Annotated in this window: 21 protein-coding genes, 1 tRNA gene and 1 pseudogene; 15 read left to right on the forward strand and 8 right to left on the reverse strand. The window is 66.4% G+C overall.

The features are described from left to right. Nucleotides 1-33 precede the first annotated feature (33 nt). Genes JZ791_RS09550 through JZ791_RS09560 form a run of 3 tightly spaced genes read right to left on the reverse strand, consistent with a single transcriptional unit; the run spans nucleotide 34 to nucleotide 3,337 of the window. Nucleotides 34-1,353, reverse strand: a complete 1,320-nt coding sequence (locus tag JZ791_RS09550; RefSeq protein ID WP_308162864.1) for a type III PLP-dependent enzyme domain-containing protein — start codon at nucleotides 1,351-1,353, stop codon at nucleotides 34-36. Then, the gene (locus JZ791_RS09555) at nucleotides 1,344-2,306 is read right to left on the reverse strand and encodes an ornithine cyclodeaminase family protein (RefSeq protein WP_216893875.1); all 963 of its coding nucleotides are present in this window, start codon (nucleotides 2,304-2,306) and stop codon (nucleotides 1,344-1,346) included. Before JZ791_RS09555 ends, JZ791_RS09550 begins: the two co-directional genes overlap by 10 nt. Nucleotides 2,307-2,329: 23 nt before the next feature. Further along, on the reverse strand, nucleotides 2,330-3,337 hold the full coding sequence (locus tag JZ791_RS09560; protein ID WP_254205441.1) for a TauD/TfdA family dioxygenase: 1,008 nt from the start codon (nucleotides 3,335-3,337) through the stop codon (nucleotides 2,330-2,332). A 325-nt stretch (nucleotides 3,338-3,662) separates the two neighbouring features. Between JZ791_RS09560 and JZ791_RS09565 the strand changes: the two genes are divergently transcribed. From JZ791_RS09565 to JZ791_RS09595, 7 genes are all read left to right on the forward strand, one after another. After that, nucleotides 3,663-4,415 (forward strand): lytic transglycosylase domain-containing protein, encoded by a 753-nt coding sequence (locus JZ791_RS09565; protein ID WP_216893854.1) that lies wholly within the window; start codon nucleotides 3,663-3,665, stop codon nucleotides 4,413-4,415. Between the two features lie 95 nt (nucleotides 4,416-4,510). Further along, entirely contained in the window at nucleotides 4,511-5,800 is a 1,290-nt protein-coding gene (gene eno / locus JZ791_RS09570; protein ID WP_216893855.1) for a phosphopyruvate hydratase, read from the forward strand. A gap of 114 nt (nucleotides 5,801-5,914) precedes the next feature. Continuing rightward, entirely contained in the window at nucleotides 5,915-6,637 is a 723-nt protein-coding gene (locus JZ791_RS09575) for an FtsB family cell division protein (protein WP_216893856.1), read from the forward strand. Next, nucleotides 6,634-7,176 carry a DUF501 domain-containing protein gene (locus JZ791_RS09580; protein ID WP_216893857.1) on the forward strand — a complete coding sequence of 181 codons (543 nt, stop codon included), beginning with the start codon at nucleotides 6,634-6,636 and terminating at the stop codon, nucleotides 7,174-7,176. The genes JZ791_RS09575 and JZ791_RS09580 overlap by 4 nt, the downstream gene beginning before the upstream one ends. Continuing rightward, nucleotides 7,169-8,113 carry a Ppx/GppA phosphatase family protein gene (locus JZ791_RS09585; protein WP_216893858.1) on the forward strand — a complete coding sequence of 315 codons (945 nt, stop codon included), beginning with the start codon at nucleotides 7,169-7,171 and terminating at the stop codon, nucleotides 8,111-8,113. Before JZ791_RS09580 ends, JZ791_RS09585 begins: the two co-directional genes overlap by 8 nt. Before the next feature lie 348 nt (nucleotides 8,114-8,461). Beyond that, entirely contained in the window at nucleotides 8,462-9,928 is a 1,467-nt protein-coding gene (locus tag JZ791_RS09590) for a peptide MFS transporter (RefSeq protein WP_216893859.1), read from the forward strand. Between the two features lie 56 nt (nucleotides 9,929-9,984). Next, nucleotides 9,985-10,058 (forward strand) — tRNA-Leu (locus tag JZ791_RS09595). 810 nt (nucleotides 10,059-10,868) lie between these two features. Here the strand turns inward: JZ791_RS09595 and JZ791_RS09605 are convergent. The 4 genes from JZ791_RS09605 to JZ791_RS46780 form a co-directional block, all read right to left on the reverse strand. Beyond that, nucleotides 10,869-11,213, reverse strand: a complete 345-nt coding sequence (locus tag JZ791_RS09605; protein WP_216893861.1) for a hypothetical protein — start codon at nucleotides 11,211-11,213, stop codon at nucleotides 10,869-10,871. After that, the gene (locus tag JZ791_RS09610) at nucleotides 11,210-12,271 is read right to left on the reverse strand and encodes a hypothetical protein (protein ID WP_216893862.1); all 1,062 of its coding nucleotides are present in this window, start codon (nucleotides 12,269-12,271) and stop codon (nucleotides 11,210-11,212) included. Before JZ791_RS09610 ends, JZ791_RS09605 begins: the two co-directional genes overlap by 4 nt. Continuing rightward, on the reverse strand, nucleotides 12,268-12,573 hold the full coding sequence (locus JZ791_RS09615; protein WP_216893863.1) for a type VII secretion target: 306 nt from the start codon (nucleotides 12,571-12,573) through the stop codon (nucleotides 12,268-12,270). The genes JZ791_RS09610 and JZ791_RS09615 overlap by 4 nt, the downstream gene beginning before the upstream one ends. A 166-nt stretch (nucleotides 12,574-12,739) precedes the next feature. After that, nucleotides 12,740-13,123, reverse strand: coding sequence for a peptide deformylase (locus JZ791_RS46780; protein ID WP_216893864.1), 384 nt, complete (start codon nucleotides 13,121-13,123; stop codon nucleotides 12,740-12,742). Nucleotides 13,124-13,722: 599 nt separating this feature from the next. Here JZ791_RS46780 and JZ791_RS09625 point away from each other — a divergent pair. From JZ791_RS09625 to JZ791_RS09635, 3 genes and pseudogenes are all read left to right on the forward strand, one after another. Then, nucleotides 13,723-14,097, forward strand: coding sequence for a hypothetical protein (locus tag JZ791_RS09625; protein WP_216893865.1), 375 nt, complete (start codon nucleotides 13,723-13,725; stop codon nucleotides 14,095-14,097). A 188-nt stretch (nucleotides 14,098-14,285) separates the two neighbouring features. Beyond that, nucleotides 14,286-14,408: pseudogene (locus JZ791_RS46785) on the forward strand (hypothetical protein); the annotation flags it as partial. Then, nucleotides 14,386-14,784, forward strand: coding sequence for a colicin immunity domain-containing protein (locus tag JZ791_RS09635; protein WP_216893866.1), 399 nt, complete (start codon nucleotides 14,386-14,388; stop codon nucleotides 14,782-14,784). The pseudogene JZ791_RS46785 and the gene JZ791_RS09635, both read left to right, overlap by 23 nt. 311 nt (nucleotides 14,785-15,095) lie before the next feature. On the opposite strand, the gene JZ791_RS45995 is transcribed toward JZ791_RS09635, so the two are convergent. Next, the gene (locus tag JZ791_RS45995) at nucleotides 15,096-15,230 is read right to left on the reverse strand and encodes a hypothetical protein (protein ID WP_256461841.1); all 135 of its coding nucleotides are present in this window, start codon (nucleotides 15,228-15,230) and stop codon (nucleotides 15,096-15,098) included. Between the two features lie 185 nt (nucleotides 15,231-15,415). Between JZ791_RS45995 and JZ791_RS09640 the strand changes: the two genes are divergently transcribed. The 5 genes from JZ791_RS09640 to JZ791_RS09660 form a co-directional block, all read left to right on the forward strand. Continuing rightward, nucleotides 15,416-16,174 carry an SDR family NAD(P)-dependent oxidoreductase gene (locus tag JZ791_RS09640; RefSeq protein ID WP_216893867.1) on the forward strand — a complete coding sequence of 253 codons (759 nt, stop codon included), beginning with the start codon at nucleotides 15,416-15,418 and terminating at the stop codon, nucleotides 16,172-16,174. Between the two features lie 25 nt (nucleotides 16,175-16,199). Continuing rightward, entirely contained in the window at nucleotides 16,200-16,565 is a 366-nt protein-coding gene (locus JZ791_RS09645) for a MerR family transcriptional regulator (RefSeq protein ID WP_216893868.1), read from the forward strand. Nucleotides 16,566-16,855: 290 nt separating this feature from the next. After that, complete coding sequence (locus JZ791_RS09650; protein WP_216893869.1) at nucleotides 16,856-17,470, forward strand: TetR/AcrR family transcriptional regulator; 615 nt, start codon at nucleotides 16,856-16,858, stop codon at nucleotides 17,468-17,470. Nucleotides 17,471-17,608: 138 nt separating this feature from the next. Continuing rightward, the gene (locus tag JZ791_RS09655) at nucleotides 17,609-19,192 is read left to right on the forward strand and encodes a GMC oxidoreductase (protein WP_216893870.1); all 1,584 of its coding nucleotides are present in this window, start codon (nucleotides 17,609-17,611) and stop codon (nucleotides 19,190-19,192) included. A 43-nt stretch (nucleotides 19,193-19,235) separates the two neighbouring features. Beyond that, a partial coding sequence (locus JZ791_RS09660) for a lipase family protein (protein WP_308162865.1) occupies nucleotides 19,236-20,279 on the forward strand: 1,044 nt, incomplete at its 3' end.

A 20,279-nucleotide genomic window follows, 5' to 3' on the forward strand; every position in this document is an offset into this window, starting at 1 on the left:
TCTCCTCGGGTGATGAGTGTGTCGAGCGGTTGGTTATGCGCCGTCGAGCCGCCAGCGCGGGCGACCGTCCGCCGTGCGGTGCAGTGCCACCTTCGGCGGGATCGGTAGCTGATGGAACGCGGATTCGTTGGAGTCCATCTGGTACCCGGCGGTATTGGGGTAAACGAGCAGATCGCCGATCGTGGCGGCGCGGGGCAGCGGGATGCGCCGCCAGCTGAGCATGTCGGATTCGAGGCAGGTGGCCGCGCCGACACAGGCCGGTGTCGCGGCGCCGGGCCGGATGGGCCACAGCACCGGATCGGGAAGGTATTCGCTGTCGAACCACTGCTCGGACAGGCTCAGGCTGGTGCCGTCGACGGTGAGCAGTTGATACGGGTCGCCTTGGGCGATACGGGTCTTCGCGCCCTGGACCCGGAAGACGGTGACGCCGGCGCGATCCAGCAGGGCGCGGCCGGGTTCGACGGCCAGCCGGATCGCGTTGCCGCGCAGCGTCCGTGCCAGGTCGTCGTGCTCGAGCACGGATCGCAGCATCGCCGGTCCGGCGTTGTCCGCGTGGTAGGGGTAGTAGGAGTCGAACGATTTGCCGGCGTGGAAGCAGTGTGGTCCGGCGTCCTGGAGGAAGTCCTGCCACGCTCGCGCACCGAGGTAGTCCACCGCGAAACCGCCGCCGATGGACAGGGTGTCGGCGCGATGGCCCAGGGCGCGGGCGGCGCGGCAGCGCTCGATCAGCACGGCGGCCAGCTCCGAGCGGGCGATCGGATCGTAGCCGGACAGGTGAAAACTGAAGCCCTCCACCGTGATCGGGCCGAGATCGGTGCGGTGCAGGATGTCGTCCAGCTCGCAGGAGTCCAATCCGAACCGGCTGTCCGAGCCGGGGGGCAGCACCCGCAACAGCACCCGCGCCGCAAGGCCCAACTCGCCCAGCCGATTCAGCTCATCCGGTTCATCGATCGCGATCAGCGCCCCGTGCCGTGCGGCCAGCCACAGCAACTCGCGCGACTTCGCCGGACCGGTCACCATCACCTCGTCGCCCCGGATCCCGTTCGCCAGTGCGGAACTCAGCTCGCCGACACTCGAAATATCGACCCCGGCGCCGTGATCGGCGCACGCTCGGACCACGCAGGCGGCCTTGTTCGCCTTCTTGCCGTAGAAGATCGCGCCGTTCACCCCGGCGGCGTCGAACACCGCCCGGAACGCCTCGATGTTCCGGCCGACCCGCTCCGGGTACATCACATGAAAGGGACCGCCCACGGCATACGCGATATCCCGCAGCAGATCCGGATCATCCAGCAGCTCCAGTTCCCACGCGTCGCGATATGCGGGCATCGCCGGAGCCGCGATGCTCAATCCCACAGGGGGACCTCGGTTCCCCGCCCCTCGGCGATGGCGCGTTCGGCCAGGGCGTGCGCCACGGCGATATCGGTGAGGACCAGTCCGCTGTTGTAGACGAAGATGCGCTCGTCGTCGCGGGTACGGCCGCGGGCGCGGTGGCTCAGGATCTGCGGCAATTCGGCGTCGACCGGGCGCAGCCTGCCGTCGGGCCCCGCCATATCGGTTCCGGTGAGCCCCATCTGCTCGGCGCTGGTGGCGACGACGCGATCGGCGTCGACGAGCGTCGAGGGCGCCAGGCCGTAGCCGACCAGCACCACCGTGGAACCCGGTGCGAGATCGGCGGATTCGAGCGCGACCTGGGTACCCGGACCCGCGGTGGCCAGCACCACGTCGGCATTCGCGGCGGCCGCCCGCGGATCGGCCACGGTCTGCAATTCCACCTGCGGGGCGTAGGCCGCGAGGTGGTCGTACACGGCCTTCAAGCCCTCCGTGTGCGTGCCGTAGAGCATGAGCCGATTCAGCTGCGGGTTCGCGGCGAGCAGGTGCGGCAGCGCGTGCCGGCCCTGGGTGCCGGTGCCGATCAACAGGACGCTGCGCGCGCCGGGCCGCACGGTCTCACGCACCAGCAGCGCCGAAACCGCCGGGGTGCGCAGAGCGCCGACCCGGGCGCAATCCATCATGGCGATCGGCACGCCGGTCGTGTCGTCGTAGAGGGTGATGGTGGTGTAGTAGCGCTTGGTGCTGCGGTCGTGGCCGGGATCGAATTTATAGGAGGTCTTCATCGCCACCACGCGGCGGCGGCCGTCGCGGCCCAGCATGGCGTAGGCCACCGACCAGCCGTCGGGATGGGCCACGCTGAGTTTGCGCGGATTATCCGAATCTCCGGTACTCAGAGCCAGATACGCCTCCTCGACCGCGCGCACCACCGCCTCGGGGGTGATCGGAACATCGGCGAGGTCGCCGCGGCTCAGCACACGCAGCGGTGTCGGTCGGGTATTCACGTCGGGTCCTCGGTTCCTCGGTGCCGGATATGGATTTTCGTGGGGCGAACGCACCTGTCGATCCGGGCCTGGAACGGCGTGACCGTGTGCTGCCCGTATCCATTCTCCGCCGCCTCGGCCGCGGGCCGCCGTCGATGGGGTAGTCGCACGTTCACTCGTTTGAGCCACCGGTCGGTGCCGTCGTAGCGGGGCGCGAACGGTACTCGCCCGTGCACCACCACGTCGTTGTCGACCAGCAGCAGCTCACCCGGGGCCAAAACCGCCGTGCGGCAGACCCTTTCCAATTCGTCGCCGAGATGCTCGTAGGCGCTGCGGAATTCGTCGTCGGCCGCGTCGAGCGGAGTGTATGCGGGGTCATAACGCAGTGTCGGGCCGTCGTCGCCGGCGCCGACCGTGGCGATCGGTACGGCGGGATGACGATCGAAGTCGTTGCCGTAGGACACATCCGGCACGATCGGCAGGCGCGCCTCGCCCAGTAGTCGGCGTTGCCCCTCGTCCAGGCTCACCTGCCGCACCGACGACACCGTGGTGCCCACCCGGTCCGGATTGCGCAGGCAGCCGAGCATGAGCAGATTCGCCCGCCGGGGATGGAAGGCGTCCTCGGTGTGCGGGCACAGCAGGGTGGTGCTGCTCGCGCCGGATTGTTCGTGCTCGTGTCCGGGGGAGGGGACGATGTTGTTGACCAGGCGTCCGCCCTGTTGCCCCTGCCAGCCGAACGGTTCACCCGCGCAGCGCGCGAGCAGCAGCATCGCGATGTCGAGCCGCAACGACGCGCCGCGTCGTTCCACGCTCCAGGCGGCGGCCTCGCGCCAATCACGCGGGGTGGGGCCGAGATCGGTGTCGTGCAGCGGCAGGCCGGTGATGACGGTCGCCCCGGCGCTGGTCGCGGGCGGTCGCAAGGCGCCGCGCAGGGCCTCGGGGAGTGCCGCGGCGTGCTCGTCGACCAGGTCGAGCAGTCCCGGATCGGTCAGGGTGTGGCAGATCCGCGCGGATGAGTCGGACATGCTATCGATTGTGACGGCGATCTCAGTTGCCGTTCCGATGATCTCCTCCGCCAAGGCGGTAGGAAGGGTGCGGCGTTCGAGCGGTTCTGTCGGTACGGGATGCCGCGGCGTGTCGGCGGGGTGGTGCGGTTTACGTTCGCGAAGAACGTGATTCACCGGATGAATCCCTTCGTCGAGGCATGGTGAAGCAGGAAATAACCACTCGGCGTGCGAAGGTAGTCGCTTCAACTATATTAAGCAAGCCTAACCTAAGCATGTCGCGACACATAGCTGAAAGGTATTTCTCGTCGGGGCGGCCCGGTCCGCGAATCTGGATGATGGGGGTGTGCGTACTGCGAAGACCGGGAGCCGGGTCGCCCGCGCCGGTCTGCTCGGTGCGATCGGCGCGTTGTCGGCTGTCGTCGTGCTCTCCGGTTGCGACGTGGAACACCTCCCGCCCATCCCGGACGGCATTCCGCCCGGTCCGGGCGCACCGGTTCCCGCGATCGATCTCGACGCACCGGGCCGTACCGCCGTGCAGTTGCAGGGCTGGGCCGCCGACCGAGCCGACCGTCTGAACATCCCGGTGCTCGCGCTCGAGGCCTACGGCTACGCCGCGGCTGTCCTGGCCCGCTCGCATCCCGAATGCGGTATCGGCTGGACCACGGTGGCCGGAATCGCGAACGTGGAGAGCCGTCACGGCAGGCACGGCGGCTCGCACATCGAATCCGACGGAAAGGTGACCCCGCCCATTCGCGGCATACCCCTGGACGGATCACCCGGCGTGGCAAAGATTCTCGACCAGGAGGCCACCGCCCGCACCGGCGGTCCGGTCTACGCGCGTGCCATGGGCCCGTTCCAATTCCTGCCCGAGACGTGGCAGCGCTGGGGCGTGGACGCCAACGGTGACGGCGTCGCCGATCCGGACAGCATCGATGACGCCGCCCTCACCGCGGCCCGCTACCTGTGCGCCAGCGGCGGCGACCTCACCACGCCGCAGGGCTGGCAGCAGGCCCTGCTCACCTACAACCAGTCCACCGCCTACATGGCCGAGGTCCGCCGCGACGCCGCTGCCTACAGCGTGGGACGTCACCCCTGATGGGCTAGGCTCGCACTCGCACGGGATCGCCGTGCGACCTGCCCATGGACGGCGGTGCGCAGGACCGTTGTTGCAGCCGAAGGAGTGTCGTTTTCGTGGCCATCATCGAACAGGTCGGAGCTCGCGAGATCCTGGATTCGCGCGGTAACCCCACTGTCGAGGTCGAGATCGCTCTCGACGACGGCACGTTCGCTCGGGCGGCTGTGCCATCCGGCGCGTCCACCGGCGAGCACGAGGCCGTGGAGCTGCGTGACGGCGGCGAGCGGTACGGCGGTAAGGGCGTGCACAAGGCCGTGGAGGGCGTGCTCGACGAGATCGCCCCGGCCGTGATCGGTTTGGACGCCATCGATCAGCGCAACGTCGACCAGGTGCTGCTGGATCTGGACGGCACCCCCGACAAGTCCCGCCTGGGCGCGAACGCGCTGCTGGGCGTGTCACTCGCGGTGGCCCGCGGGGCCGCCGAGTCCTCGGGCCTCGAGCTGTTCCGTTACCTCGGCGGCCCGAACGCGCATGTGCTGCCGGTGCCGATGATGAACATCCTCAACGGCGGCGCGCATGCCGATACCAGCGTCGACGTGCAGGAATTCATGATCGCCCCGATCGGCGCGCCCACCTTCCGGGAGGCACTGCGCTGGGGTGCGGAGGTCTACCACGCGCTCAAGGCCGAGCTGAAGGCCAAGGGCCTGTCCACCGGCCTGGGTGACGAGGGCGGTTTCGCCCCCGATCTGCCGGGCGGCACCCGCGAGGCGCTGGACCTGATCGTCTCGTCGATCCAGAAGGTCGGCTACAAGCCGGGTGTCGACGTGTCGCTGGCCCTGGACGTCGCGGCCACCGAGTTCTACACCGCAGGTAAGGGTTACCAGTTCGAGGGCAGCCTGCGCTCGGCCGACGAGCTGGGCAAGTTCTACGCCGAACTGCTGGGCGAGTACCCGCTGGTCTCCATCGAGGACCCGCTGGCCGAGGACGACTGGGACGGCTGGGTCGCGCTCACCGACGAGATCGGCCACCGGGTGCAGCTGGTCGGCGACGACCTGTTCGTCACCAACCCGGAACGGCTCGAGGACGGCATCAACAAGGGCGCGGCCAATGCCCTGCTGGTCAAGGTCAACCAGATCGGCACGCTGACCGAGACCCTGGACGCGGTCGACCTGGCCCACCGCAGCGGCTACAAGACCATGATGAGCCACCGTTCCGGCGAGACCGAGGACACGACCATCGCCGATCTGGCGGTCGCGGTCGGCAGCGGTCAGATCAAGACGGGCGCTCCGGCGCGCAGCGAGCGGGTGGCCAAGTACAACCAGCTGCTGCGCATCGAGGAAGTACTGGGCGATGCGGGAAGCTACGCCGGAGACGTGGTGTTCCAGCGCTTTGCCGCCGAGGGATAGTAGCGTCGGATCCGTTGGGGTCGCGGCGCGGCCGACGGGTATGCGGATGGTCGCCCGGAACCCTGCGGGGGTTCCGGGCGACCTGCCGCGGACAGGCGATTTCCGAGGTGTGAGATGATCGAACGTCGCGGTACCGGTCCGGGCGGACGTGGTGACCGCCGGACGGCGCGGTCGGCTCGCGCGCGCCCGGACGGTGCCGCTGCGTCCCCGTCGGCCCGCGAACCACGGGCCGCGCGCGAGGGCGCCGAGCATGAGCGCGCCGCGGCAGGCGCGCGGCCCGCGTTCGAATCCGGCGGTCCCGAATCCGCTGCCGCACCGCGGAGATCGAGGGCGCGCACGTCCAGGGCGAGTGCTTCGAAGACGGAGCGGAACCGGCGCGAACACAAGATCCTCGGCCTGTCCACCGGACGGGCGGTCGTGCTGGCCGCGGTGCTCTGCGCGCTCGCGCTGACCCTCGCGGTGCCGATGCGCACCTATCTCAGCCAGCGCGCCGAGTCCTCCCAGCTGTCACAGCAGCGTCGTGAGCTGGAGACACAGGTGAGCCAGCTGCGCGATCGCCGTGCGCAGCAACAGGATCCGAACTACATCAAGACCGAGGCCCGTGACCGGCTGCGGCTGGTGATGCCCGGCGATACGGCCTATATCGTGCAGGTCCCGGGCATCGAGCAGCCTGCGGTGCCCACGCCGGCCCCGGCTCCGCGCAAGCCCGACCCCTGGTACACCGAGCTGTGGCGCAGTATGAACACCCCGCAGCCGGTCCCGGCGGCCGCGCCGGAACCCCGCTCCTCACAAACCCCGCACCCGCCAGCACCGACCCCGGAAGGACAGCACCGGTGACCGACCTCCCACCCAGCGACGCCGATCTCGAGATCGTCGCCCGGCAGTTGGGCCGTGAACCGCGCGGTGTGCTGGCGATTGCCTATCGCACCCCGGACGGGCAGCCCGCTGTGGTCAAGACCGCGCCGCGGCTGCCCGACGGTACCCCGTTCCCGACGCTGTACTACCTGACCGATCCGCGCCTGACCACCGAGGCCAGCCGCCAGGAGGCCGCGGGCCTGATGCGCGGTATGAGCGAGCGAATCCCGGCGGATCCGGAGTTGGCCGCGGCCTACCGCCGCGCGCACGAGAGCTATCTGGCCGAACGCGACGCCATCGAATCGCTGGACACCGATTTCAGCGGCGGCGGCATGCCGGACCGGGTGAAATGCCTGCATGTGCTGATCGCGCACGCCCTGGCGAAGGGGCCGGGGTTGAATCCGCTGGGCGACGAGGCGGTGGCGTTGGCGGCGGACAACGGCTTGCGTGGCACGGCGATTCCGGCCGATTGGCCGACCTTGACCAGCACAGAGCACGACAAAGGGGTTGACCATGGGTAAGCGAGTCGGTGCGGTCGACTGCGGGACGAATTCGATCCGGTTGCTGATCGCGGATTTCGAAGACGAATCGCTCACCGATGTGCACCGGGAGATGCGGATCGTGCGCCTGGGACAGGGCGTGGACGCGACCGGGGAGCTGAATCCCGACGCGATCGAGCGCACCCGGGTGGCGCTGCACGACTACGTCGATCTGATGCGTGATGCCGGTGTCGCTTCGGTGCGCATGGTCGCCACGTCCGCCACCCGCGATGCGCGCAACCGTGACGACTTCTTCACCATGGCCGCAAGTGAATTGGGCCGGGTGGTCGAGGGCGCGCAGGCCGAGGTGATCAGCGGCGACGAGGAGGCGCGGCTGTCGTTCGCCGGTGCGGTCGGCGAACTGCCCAGTGCCGAGGGGCCTTTCGTCGTCGTCGACCTGGGCGGCGGTTCCACCGAGGTGGTGCTCGGAGACTCCGCGGGTGTGCACGCCGCCTACTCGGCCGACATCGGCTGCGTGCGCATCACCGAACGGTGTCTGCACGGCAATCCGCCGACGCCCGAAGAGGTCGCTGCCGCACGGTTTTTCGCCTCGCAGCGGTTGGCGCAGGCGTTCGGGGTCGTCCCGGTGGAGCGCGCGCGCACCTGGGTCGGTGTCGCGGGCACCATGACGACACTGGCCGCCGTCGCGCTGGACCTGCCCGAATATGATTCGGAGAAGGTGCATTTGACGCGCATGAGCCTGGATGATGTTCGGGCGGTGTGCAATCGGCTGATCGGCATGAACCACGACCAGCGTGCGGCGCTGGGGCCGATGCATCCGGGCCGGGTCGACGTGATCGGCGGGGGAGCGGTGATCGCCGAGGTGCTCGCCGACGAGTTAGCGCGGCGCGCGGGCATCGGTGAGCTCATTGTCAGCGAACACGACATCCTGGACGGCATCGCCCTGTCGATCGCCTGAGCCCCATCCCGGCGCGCTGTCGTCGCTGATCCGGCCTGCGGATCCATTCTCCTGTTCCGACCCGGTCGAGCAGGTGATATCCCCTGTCTCCGGCCCGCCTCGACGATCATGCGATCGTGTGGCGGGGACCATATTCGGATAGTGCAGGGTGCTCAGTAGATCCGCGTCACACGGTGAGCGATGTGAGCAGTTTGTGCTTTTTCTGAGCAATCTGGTCCGAGTTTACGTGCCCGACATATAACTCCGGCTAGTCTGCCTGTCGCGGCCGGTCGACAACCGGCCCGTACGAGGACCAGCAGCCGCCACCCTGGTTGCTGGAGAATTGCGTGTCATGGAAAGGTCATACGCATGACGGAGGTGGACCAGCGGCCCGATCGGGCATCCGATCGGACCGTGTTCGGGCATCCGATCGGTCTGGTGAATCTGTTCGGGGTCGAACTGTGGGAGCGGTTCTCGTTCTACGGGATGCTCACGATCCTGGCCTACTACCTGTATTACTCGCTGACCCAGGGCGGGCTCGGGCTGGAGAAGACCACCGCGACCGGCATCGTAGGCGCCTACGGCGGCGTGGTGTACCTGTCCTGCGTATTGGGCGGCTGGTTGTCCGATCGCGTGCTGGGTATGGAGCGCACTGTTTTCTACGGCGGCGTCGTGGTCATGCTCGGTCATATCGCCCTGGCTCTGCTGCCCGGGCTCGGCGGCGTTGGTGTGGGTCTGACGCTGATCGCCCTCGGCAGCGGCGCGTTGAAGGCGAACGCCTCCTCGCTGCTCGGCACCCTCTACGACAAGGGTGATCCGCGTGTCGACGGTGGATTCACGCTGTTCTACCTCGGCATCAACCTCGGCGCGTTCATCGGGCCGCTGATCACCGGTGTGCTGCAATCCGACCTCGGCTTCCACTACGGGTTCGGCGCGGCGGCGATCGGTATGGCGTTGGGGCTGATCCAGTACGTGGTGTTCCGGCGCAACCTGGGCACGCACGGGCGTATCGTGCCGAATCCTTTGCCGCGTAACCAGATTCCGAAGGTTGTCGGGTTCGTCGTCGTGGTGGTCGTGGTGATTGTGCTTGTCGCGGTGACTCACCTTGCGAAGCTGTCCAATATCTCGTGGTGGATCACCGGCGTGGTCGCCGCGGCCTCGGTCGTCTACTTCTCCGTCATGCTGACCAGCTCGAAGGTGACCACGCTGGAGAAGACCCGGGTGCGGTCGTTCATTCCGCTGTTCATCGCGAACGCCGTGTTCTGGTCGCTGTTCCAGCAGATGTTCACCGTGCTCGCGGTGTACTCGGACGAGCGGATGAACTGGTCGCTCTTCGGCTGGCACGCCCCCTCGAACTGGATCGGATCCGAGGAGCCGGTGTGGGTGATCCTGCTCTCGCCCCTGTTCGCGATCATGTGGACCCGCCTGGGTACGAGGGCCCCGACCACGCCACGCAAATTCTCCTACGGCGTGATCGGCATGGGTATCGCGTTCATGTTGTTCGTCCTGCTGCACGGCTTCGAGGGCAAATCGGTCCCCGCCCTGCTGGTGTTCTTCATCCTGGCCGCGTTCGCTGTCTCGGAACTGACACTGTCTCCTATCGGCCTTGCGGTGACGACCCAGCTCGCGCCCGAGGCGTTCCGGGCCCAGATGATGGCGCTGTACTTCTTCTCCGTGGCCATCGGCACCTCGATGTCCGGCGTCCTGTCGGACTACTACACCCCCCGTGACGAGGTCGCTTACTTCGGCATCACCGGCCTGGTCACCATCGTCGTCGGCATCGTGGTCTACTTCCTGGCCCCTCGGGTCAGCCGCCTGATGGAGGGCGTCCACTAGCCGATTTCGAAGGAAATTCCGAGACGGACGTACGACTTCGGTACGCTATCCCGGTCGCCCCCATAGCCCAATTGGCAGAGGCAGCGGACTTAAAATCCGCACAGTGTCGGTTCGAGTCCGACTGGGGGCACGTACAGCGTCTACACAAGCCACTTCTGCCGTGTGGGCAGGTGTTTGTTGTGTAGGGGGCATTATGTTGGTGATCCTTCCGGCCGCGTGGGCGATGTCGGGTAGTTGGTCGGCGGGCAGTGTGATGGTGATGGTCACCTGGTCGCGGTCGTTGTGCGACCGGATGTCGAGCTGGGTGATTTCGAACAGGCGGCGCAGCAGCGGTTCCGGAGCGTCGGCCAGATGGAGTGTCAGATAGGGCAGGGCGTCCAGGAGTGCGATGTCGGCGGTGCCGGGGCGGTCGGGGTACGGTGCCTTCGCGGAGGTATACGGCCTTGGGATGGCCGAGGTATTTGTCGGCGCGGCCCCGGTTGTTGCCGCGCGGTAGGCGTCGAGGATTCGGCGACGGACTGGTTGATCCGCCGTTGCAGGATCCGCTGGGCGCGGCTGCCGGACAGGGTGATCGGCTCGTTGGCCGCGAACAGTGATACCTCCGCGCGTTCGACTTCCCGCTCGATCGACAGGCCCTCGAAGGTACGGCGGGCGACGCGGGACACCGATTCGCAGATCATGACGTCGAACCGGCGGCTGGGATGTGTTGCCTCGTCGAGGACGTCGGCGACGCCGCCGTCGCGGGCGATGGGCAGACGTAGTTTCGAGTAGATAGCCGATCCAACCGCCGACCTGGACCAGAGACTCGGCTACGGTAGTCGGTCGATTCATCGACCGAGTCCGATGCGATGCGATTATGCCGTGCGAGGTAGTCGGACAACGTCACACGCACGAACCAAGCCTTACTGGGAACGCCCAGGGGCGATTCGGTCAGCTCCGTTCATCCTTGCGAATGGGCACCCCACGAGTCCCCATTCTTGGTATTGGCCAGCCATATCTCGGTGGCCCCCTGGGGAATCCAGTCGAAGGATTTCAATGCGGCGACGACTTTCGATACCAGCTCTGCAGGTGAACCGTCCCATCGCTGGAACGGATCGCCGAGCTCACCGACGACGACGAGGTCGTGTGCCAGCAGGAAGTTCAGCAAATCGGTGGTCACCTGTTCCAGGTCGCGGCCCTGTTCTTCAGACGTCTGCTTGGCATACCAGACCAGCTGGTCGATCATGACCCAATCGTCACGGCCCTCGTCCAGTACTTTGCCGATGATCGGTTCGATGTATGTCATTTAACATGCACCTTCAATATTTTTCCGTTCTGCTGGATGATGTCTATCGTTTCGCCACCGGATTTCGACGATGTCCTCCATTGTATGACGTCCCCATCGTTGTTTTTATATACCTCGGGTACCTTGGGGCCTCGCGGAGGAAGTTTCTGAGCCCCCTTTGTCCATTTATCGAAAAGGCTGCGAAGCCGTTGCGAGTCTCCGACCGTGCGAACGGTAGGTTGGTCTCCCTTCGGCAACGCATCGAAATCGGATTTCCACGCCGACCCCGCTGCGTGCTCTTGTGCGTATTTCCGCATAGCGTCTTTGCCTGCCTGGACCGCTTCGTCCTTGGACGCGCCCTTCTTGGCAGCCTGCTCAGCGGCATCCTTGCCGACCTGACGCATCGCGGCGATAGTGGCCGCGTCGATTCCCTCGCCGACACCGATGTCGTCCAGTGGGATGGTCGCCACGATGACCAACGCATCGGTGAGCCAGCTGATCCATCCCGTCCGCATCGGCGCGGCGATGTCCATCGCCTGCAGTGGTGTAAACGCGGAATTGATTGCTGCACTGGTCTGGCCATCGGCAGCACCGAGACCAGCCAACGCTGATTGCACCGCAGCGGTATGCGTGAGCGCACCTTGATCGAGGGCCGCCAAAGCGATGACCGACTTCCCAGAACCGAGTGCACGAGCCGCCGCTACCTGCACGGGCCTGACTGTGACAGTGCCATCTTCGGCAAGCTCGTAGCCGTCGAGTTCGGCGAGGTTGATCGCTTGCAGGGCAGTGGTGTTGGCATCGCTGATCTGCTGGTATCCGCGGCGGGCCGCCGTCGCCCCGTCCCAGAGCGCGGTTTGGATGGTCTGTGCGGCGGTGGTGGCCAGGAGGTGGCGGTTGCGCATCGCGTCGCCTGCGGCCCCGCGCCAGTATTCAGTCGATTCATCAACGGAGTCCGAGGCGGTGCGGGTGTGCCGGGCGAGGTGGTCGTGCGCGTCTTCCCATTCATTGGCCTGGTGCAGCAGTGGGTTCGCATCCCACGCTCGTGCCTGGGACACCGTCGGCCGTGCGGCGTCGGTCACAGCGACCGTCGCAGAACGTCGATGCGGCGAGCGTGCTCGTCGTCGGCGGTCACGTACCACTCGACGCTGGTCCGGGTGCCCGTATACAGGGTGCTGTAGTGGCCGACGACGAGATCCATTGCGGCGCGCGCGGTCTGCGCGCCGGAGTCGCATGCGGCGCCGATGCTCGCGCCGGCCAGGGACGCTGCCACCGTCGCGGTGGTGGTGTTCGTGGTGATGGCGTCGATGGCTTGTGCTGTCCGGTGGAATGTTGTGGCGAGTTCGTGCAGGCGAGAGGGGTCGGCGTGCAGCTCGTCAGCCATGATTGTCCCCCCCAGGGTTCGATGTGCCTTGGTGCATAACTTCCCAGGAGCTTATCCATCTGGCTCGGCGGGCTGTTGGTTGGGAATCTGGAAGGGGCGGCAGTGGATTCGACCGACGACCCGATCCAGTCAGCAGGTCCAGTTGGTGCCGTTTCCTCGGTACTGCTCAACAGGGATCGGTTCGGCGTCGGGCCTCATGCGGTCGGTGTAGGTGTCCGTGCAGGTGGTCGATCTCGTGGGCGACGAGGCGCGCGTCGCCGTGTTCGAACTCGATGATGTGGGTTCGCCCGTCGATATCGGTGTGCTCGACATGGATCGTCAGAGGGCGTGGCACCCGTCCGCGCAGCTCGAATAAGCTGAGGAACCACTCGTACTGTTCGTCCGTCGCGGCGCTCGTTTGAACTTTCCGATCCGCCCTGGACAGGGGGCGGTCCCCGGGGTGTCGCCGAGACCGGTGAGCCTGGTGCGGGGCGGAGGTCTCGCAGGTCCGTGCCGGTGTCTCGGCGTCTCGCAGTGGTCTCGCCGGGTGCCGACAGGGGGTCGGCCGCAACCGGTGACTCCGCCGCGCTGCGGGCCACAGCGGTCATGTCAGCCGAGCCGGCCCCGGCATCGTTCAGCCACCAGCCGGGGCGCGGTCCGTCGCCTCCGGGATGCTGATTTCCGCTGTCCGGCCATACTCGCGTGGTGGAAACGCCGTCCCGTCGGTGTCGTCTCCTCGTTCTGTCGGCAGCTTGAGTCGTCCCGCTTCCGCGGCCGTCACCAAATCGTTGAGCGATTCGATGCACCAGCCGGGGATCGTTCACTAGCCGCGTGATCGTGTCCGCGGCTGCGGCCTGCGCCTTGTCCAGCTCTGCATTGTGGACCTCGGCGATGGCGGCGACGAGCTTGTCCGGGTCCGCGCGGCGTGCCAGGTCTGTGAGCCGGATCGCATGGATACGACCATCAGCGCCGGTTTCCACCGTGACGCTGCCGCCTGGCGGCGTCTCGCTCGCGCGTTGCCCGGTCAACGCCGTGTGCGCAGCATAGAGGGGATCGTTGATCGGCTCCATTGGTTGCCCCGTTCCGATCATCGGCCGTGCCGTCTGCTGTGCCAGATACAGGTAAGCCGCACACCGCAACGATGTCGGCAGTGTCAGGGGAAAGACGATCATGGCCGAAGAACTGCACGTCGAGCTCGGATACCAGCTGATCAGCGCCGCCGATAGCGCTGCTCTGCAAGCGATTCGCAACGCTGAGCTCGCCGGCTACCACATCGCCGTCACCGTCACCGTCACCTCCGCTCAAACCGCTACCGCGATTGCCCTCGGGCCGACGGCGACCACCGCACTCGCCGTCCTCGACCACGGCGCACAGACCCACACCATGGCCATGCGAACCGCGCTGGCCGGCCTCGGCCATGCCGATACCACCACTGCCTCGGCGATCGATATCGCATTCCGTCCCGTGCACGACGAGCCTGATGTACCCGAGGCCGGGGTGGATGGCGGTGCTGGTGGCGGGGAGGCGCCTCTGTATCGCGAATAGCCGGGGGACGGTCCTCCTCCGGAGGAGAAACTTCCCGACGGTCAGGAAGACGTTGGGCACGAGAGCAGGGTCATCGCATCGAACGTCAAGACGGTCGATGAAGTACCGTTGAATGTCGATACGAGCCACTTCAGAAGAAGTTCAAACACGCGCCCGATTTCGGCGTCACCGAGCCGTGGCCAGCGGGATCCGAGGAATACACCAAAAACCTGAAGTTTGAAATGGGACAATCCATACATATCGACGGCACGTATCAGAAGCAGTCGGCTATCTTGAACTACAATCCGAATGACAGCACTGTGGTTATTTAGAAACCAAATGGAGACTTCTGGTCTGCTTGGAAACTCAGCCCCGCCCAGGAACAAAACATCAGAGACCGCGGAAGCCTGTGAGGATATGTCAAAAAACATCGAAATCACCGAAACGATCAACCGTTATCAATCGTTGATTCGCCCGTTCATCACCGGTGAAATGACAGCACCCGAGTTCGAGGATGCATACCTGTCGACATTCAAAGCGGATGCAACCGATTTCCCCCGGCAAGTCTTCGACATTCTGGAGCAGCTGTTCGGTGACGTTGACGAATACGTCGCTGACCGGGCCCTGCGTGAGAAAGCTGGCGGCTTGGACGACGACCAGCTACGCCGATGCGCGCAACGTGCCTTCAATCAGCTTCAGACAGTCTGACGTCTTCGGGACATGACCGGCCGGAATCGGGCGTTGTTGCGGGTGGAGTACATCGTGGCGAAGGCCAATCTTTTTCTTCGCAGGCGAGCGGGTCGCGAGATTCATCGCCAAGAAACACAAACGCCCCGGGGCGTTCGGGCGGTGAGGGATCACGTTCGCTTCTGACAACCAGCTCGGTCTGATCCGGCTTGATGGAACCGTTGTCGTGCCCAGGCCGTTTCGCGCCTGGCGGGTGACGCCGAATGCCGTCGGTGAACGGCGTCGGTAAGCCGTGTGCGAGAGAACCGCATGCACAGATGGGCGGGTGATTCTCAATGGCAGGTCACCGAACGGCCGACTGGCAGAGGCGGAACGCGGACGCGAAGGTAATCAGCCCCGCACACGATGCAGGCCAGCCCATCGGCCTGCAACGGGTCAATCCGATCATCGATGTCGTCGGTGTTCATGCGCACCACCACCGGAACGCCGCCGCCGGGCGAAACCGACCGTGGCGAAAACTTGCAGATTATGGCGGGTACGGTTTCGGGTAGATGCCGTACCTGCCTGGGGCGCTACCCGGCGGGGAGTTGGCAAAAGGTACAGAGGCTGCGCTTGACCTTGTCGTTGGCGTCAACGTTGGACGATGAGCCGCATGAGTCGGATCGCATCACCGGGTGGCAGGGTCGTCGTGGTTACCGGGGGTGGTACGGGTATCGGCCGGGCCACGGCCCGTGCCTTCGCCGCTGAAGGTGCCCGGGTGATTGTGATCGGGCGGCGACGTGGTGTGCTCGAGGAGACCGCGGCAGGGGATGGGCGGATTGTGCCGTTGGTGGCCGATCTGACCAGTGACGGCGAGCCCGAACGGATCGTGCACAGCGTGCGGGAGAGGTTCGGCCGGTTGGATGTGTTGGTCAACAATGCGGGTATCGTCCGTGGCGGGGAGCTCGCCGCGGTGTCGGCGGAGGCGATCTCGGCGCAGCTCGCCACCAACGTTGTCGCTCCGGTCATGTTGACGCGGGCGGCGCTGTCGGTGTTGGAGGCCTCGCGTGGGGTGGTCGTCAATGTCAGCACGTCGGTCGGCTATCGGGCGTGGCCGGGGAATTCGATCTATGCCGCGACCAAGACCGCTCTGGAATCGCTGACTCGTAGTTGGGCGGTCGAACTCGCATCGCGTGGGATCCGCGTCGTGGCAGTCGCTCCAGGTGCGATCGATACGCCGATCGGTGAGCATCAGGGACTCACGCCCGCGCAGTTGGCGGCGGTACGGGAGTGGCAGCTGGCCCGCACTCCGCTGGGCCGGATCGGCCGGCCCGAGGAGGTGGCCGGTGTCATCGTCGCCCTTGCCGCACCGGCCGCGTCCTTCGTCACCGGAGTGGTACTTTCCGTCGATGGCGGCGCTGTCGTGGCGTGATACTCCTAGTTCGGGAGGTAGCGGGATGCGGATCGGCGAGCTGGCCAAGGACACCGGCGCCACGACGCGTGCCTTGCGGCACTACGAACAGGCCGGATTGATCGAATCCGATCGGGCGCCCAACGGCTACCGCGTATACGGCGAGCACGCGGCAACGCGAGTCCGCAACATCCGCTATCTCCTGGATGCCGGGCTGACCCTGGACGACGTTCGCGTCTTCCTGCCCTGTCTGGACGGCGATGTATCTGCCGCCCCCGCGTCGGAGCCGGGGCTGCGTGTCGCCCGCGAGCGCCTGCGGGTGCTCGATGAACGCGTCGCCGCCCAGACCGCGGTGCGCGACCGATTGGACGCCGCACTTCGACAGAAAACCGGTCGGATATCACCGCGGTGACGAAGTCCCGTGCCACCGGCTAGGGTCTCCGGAGGATAGGCACTTCGGTGCTCTCGACCGCCGTAGTGCTGCGGTACTGCCTGGTCGGGACGCTCAGTCCGCTGGTGCGATCGCAGATCCCGGGAGGGACTCACGCGGCGTTGGTGGATCTGCTCATAGGCGAAGGAATCGCTCCGGGAAAGGCTCTCGAGCCGGGAGCACACAGCGGGCGGTTACCCGGCTGTGATAGTTCGACAACTTGGTGCGAAGCCGCACTAACAGCTCACAAACCGACCGACGATACTGGGGATATGCGATCGCGCAGCAAGATTCTGGACGCCACGCTCGAACTGATCGCCGCCGAGGGCTTCGGCGGGGTGAATATCGCCGCGGTGGCACAGGCCGCCGGGGTGACCCGGCAGACCGTCTACTCGAATTTCGGGTCACGTGAGGATCTGGTGTCGCAGACGATCGTGGATCTGCTCGTGCGGTCGCTGGACGATATCCGTGCCCGGCTGGCCGCGATCGACAACGTGCCGGAATATCTGGTCGAACTTATCGTCGCCTGCCGGGCGGTAACTCGCGAGGATCCCGTGCTGGCCGTTCTCCTGCGTGCCGATCACGGCAACCCGCTCTTCGACACGGGGATGGCCGCACGGGCCAAACCCGTTGTCCTGGAACTACTCTCGCCTCTAGTGGCATTGGACCCCGGCCTCGAACCGGAACTGGACGGCATCACCCAGTTCGCGGTGCATCTCGGGGCCGCGGTAGTGCTGTTCGACGATCCGGACCTCCGCGACGACGACGACCTGCGACGCTTCCTCATCCGCTGGTTCCTCCCGGCGCTGCCGGCGACGACACGGAACCGGCCTGTCGTCGATCCGACGCACCTGCGGGAGAATCCGCAGTTACCTACTGTTCGGTAACCATATCTTGACACTTCTAGCCAATAGTGTCTAGTTTTAGCACGCGGCCCGAGTCCACCGTTCGGGCGGACTTCGCGCACCGATGCACCTTCTGACACCGCGCGGACTTATTCGTCGGTGGGCACGGGAGGAAAGAAGATGCCCGAAATTACTCGTCGTTCCTTCTTCGGCGCGGCTGCGGCAGGCGCGGTTGCGGCGGGAATCGCCTTGCCGGGCACGGGAACAGCGCGCGCGGCCCGGGTTCCGGTCACCCGCGAAGAGCATCGGGTCATCGTGATCGGCTCGGGATTCGGTGGAGGCGTCGCGGCGCTACGGCTGGCGCAGGCGGGTGTTCCGGTCCTGCTGCTCGAGCGCGGAAGGCGTTGGTCCACAGGTCCGAATTCCACGACGTTCCCGCTGGCCACCAAGCCGGACAAGCGGATGCTGTGGTATCGCTCCGACCCGCAGCCGTTCGGCGTGCCGATGGTCTTCGAGCCGTATACCGGCCTGCTCGAGGCAGTGGCCGGGGACAATATGACCGCGCTGTGCGCGGCCGGCGTTGGCGGGGGATCGCTTGTCTACCAGGGCATGACGTTGCAGCCCACCGAGGCGGCCTTCTACACCCAGTTCCCCGGGGGGCTGGACTGGGCGTTGATGAACCGGGTGCACTACCCGCGCGTCGCGCGGATGCTGCAGATCGAGACCGCACCTGACCAGCTGATCGATAGCCCGAATTATCTGGCTGCCAGGGTCTTTGCCGATCATGCCCGGAAGGCGGGCCTGCCCGTCTCGAAGATCCCGATGCCGATCGACTGGAATTACGCGCTGGATGAGTTGCGCGGCAAGATGACTCCCTCCTACACCAACGGCGCGGGGGCGCTCGGGGTGAACAACGGCGGTAAACATTCGGTCGACGTCACCTACATCGCGGCGGCGGAGGCGACCGGCCGGACCGAGGTGCGCACACTGCACGAGGTCACCGATATCGAGCGCGCGAAGGACGGCCGCTGGACGGTCCACGCCAACCGGATCGACACCAGCGGAAAGGTTCTGGAGAATCTGATCCTCACCACGCCCGCGCTGATCATGGCCGCGGGCAGCCTCAATACCACCAAACTGCTGGTGCGCGCCGCCGCGAAGGGCCACATTCCGGATATGCCGGACGGTCTGGGCGGCAACTGGGGCACCAACGCCGACCGCATCTACGTGTGGACCGATCCGGCACAGCCGTTCGGCGTCGCACAGGGCGGGCCGGTCGTCTTCGGCAGCCTGAACTGGAGCGACCCTGCCTCCGCGTCCACCGTGATCCAGGCGTCGATCCCGCCGATGGGCATGGACGCGCACAGCACGATGCTCGTCGGCTACGGAGTCAGCAGCGCCCGTGGCCATTTCGACTACGTCCCCGCGTCCGACGACGCCGTACTGCGGTGGCCCAAGGAGGGGGACGCGGTCATCCAGAACGGGCACATCGGGCCGTTGGTCCACAAGATCGCAGGTCCGGGCAGTATGCTCACCGATACGAACCTGGTCTTCCCGTCTACCTGGCATCCTCTCGGCGGTGCGACGATGGGCCGGGTCTGCGATCTGGACGGCCGGGTGAACGGCCAGCGCGGCCTCTATGTGCTCGACGGCGCGCTGTTGCCCGGCAACTGCGCAGCCTGTAACCCCTCGATGACCATCGCGGCCGTCGCCGAACGCGCGCTGGACAATCTGGTCACCCACGACGTCGGCACCCTCATCTGATCCACCCCTGCTCAACGACGAGTATGAAGTACGGAGAACCTCAGTGCGCCAACAGATTTCTCGATTGCGCCGCCTCGCTGCCCTGACCGTCGCCGGCCTGGCCGTAGCGACCGGATCGTGGATCGGCGCGACGGGGGCTGCCGCGGCGCCGATCGACCCGTTCTACACGCCGCCCGCCCAATTGCCCAGCGCACCAGGCTCTATCGTCAAATCCGAACCGATGGCGGTTTTCGCGACGCTGCCCGGTCAGGACGGCTGGCCGGTGAGCGCCCAGCGGGTCATGTACACCTCCCGCACCCAGGACGGCGTACCCGTCGCGGTCAGCGGCACCTTCCTCGACGCGACACACCCCTGGCGGGGAAGCGGGCCGCGCCCAACGGTGGTGATCGCCCCCGGCACCTCCGGTCAGGGTCGCCAGTGCGCGCCCTCGATCGCGTTCTCCACCGGCTTCGTCGTCTCCCCCGATCAGCTCTCGGTATCTCCGAACCAGGAGGCGATCTCGGCCGGGGCCTGGAGTGAACTCGGGGCTCGGGTCCTGGTCACGGACTACATCGGGCTGGGCACCCCCGGGATGCACACCTACGTCAACCGTGTCGAGGAGGCGCACGCGGTCCTCGACGCCGCCCGCGCGGCAAATAATCTCGGGCATGTGGGTTCCGGCAACCCCGTGGTGTTCTGGGGCTACTCCCAGGGCGGCGGCGCGACGGCCGCGGCCGCCGAACTCCAGCCCACGTACGCCCCCGAGTTGAACCTGAAGGGCACCTGGGCAGGCGCACCCCCGGCTGATCTGGTCGCAACCTTGCAACGTGTGGACGGCAACCTGATCGGCGGCGTCATCGGCTATGCCGTCAACGGCTTCGTGGCCCGCTACCCCGAACTGCGAAACACCCTGAACTCCTTGGCATCCCCCCAGGGCCTGGCCGTGCTGAACGCCCTGTCCACCGAATGCATCGGCGACACCATCCTGCGACACCCCTTCCTGCACAGCAACGAATTCACCGCCGATCACCAACCCCTCCTCGGCCACCTCGAGGCCGTCCCCGCCGCCGCGAAAATCCTCTCCGACCAACGCATAGGCACCCTCACC

The sequence above is a fragment of the Nocardia alni genome (assembly GCF_019038435.1).
Classification (GTDB): Bacteria; Actinomycetota; Actinomycetes; order Mycobacteriales; family Mycobacteriaceae; genus Nocardia; species Nocardia alni.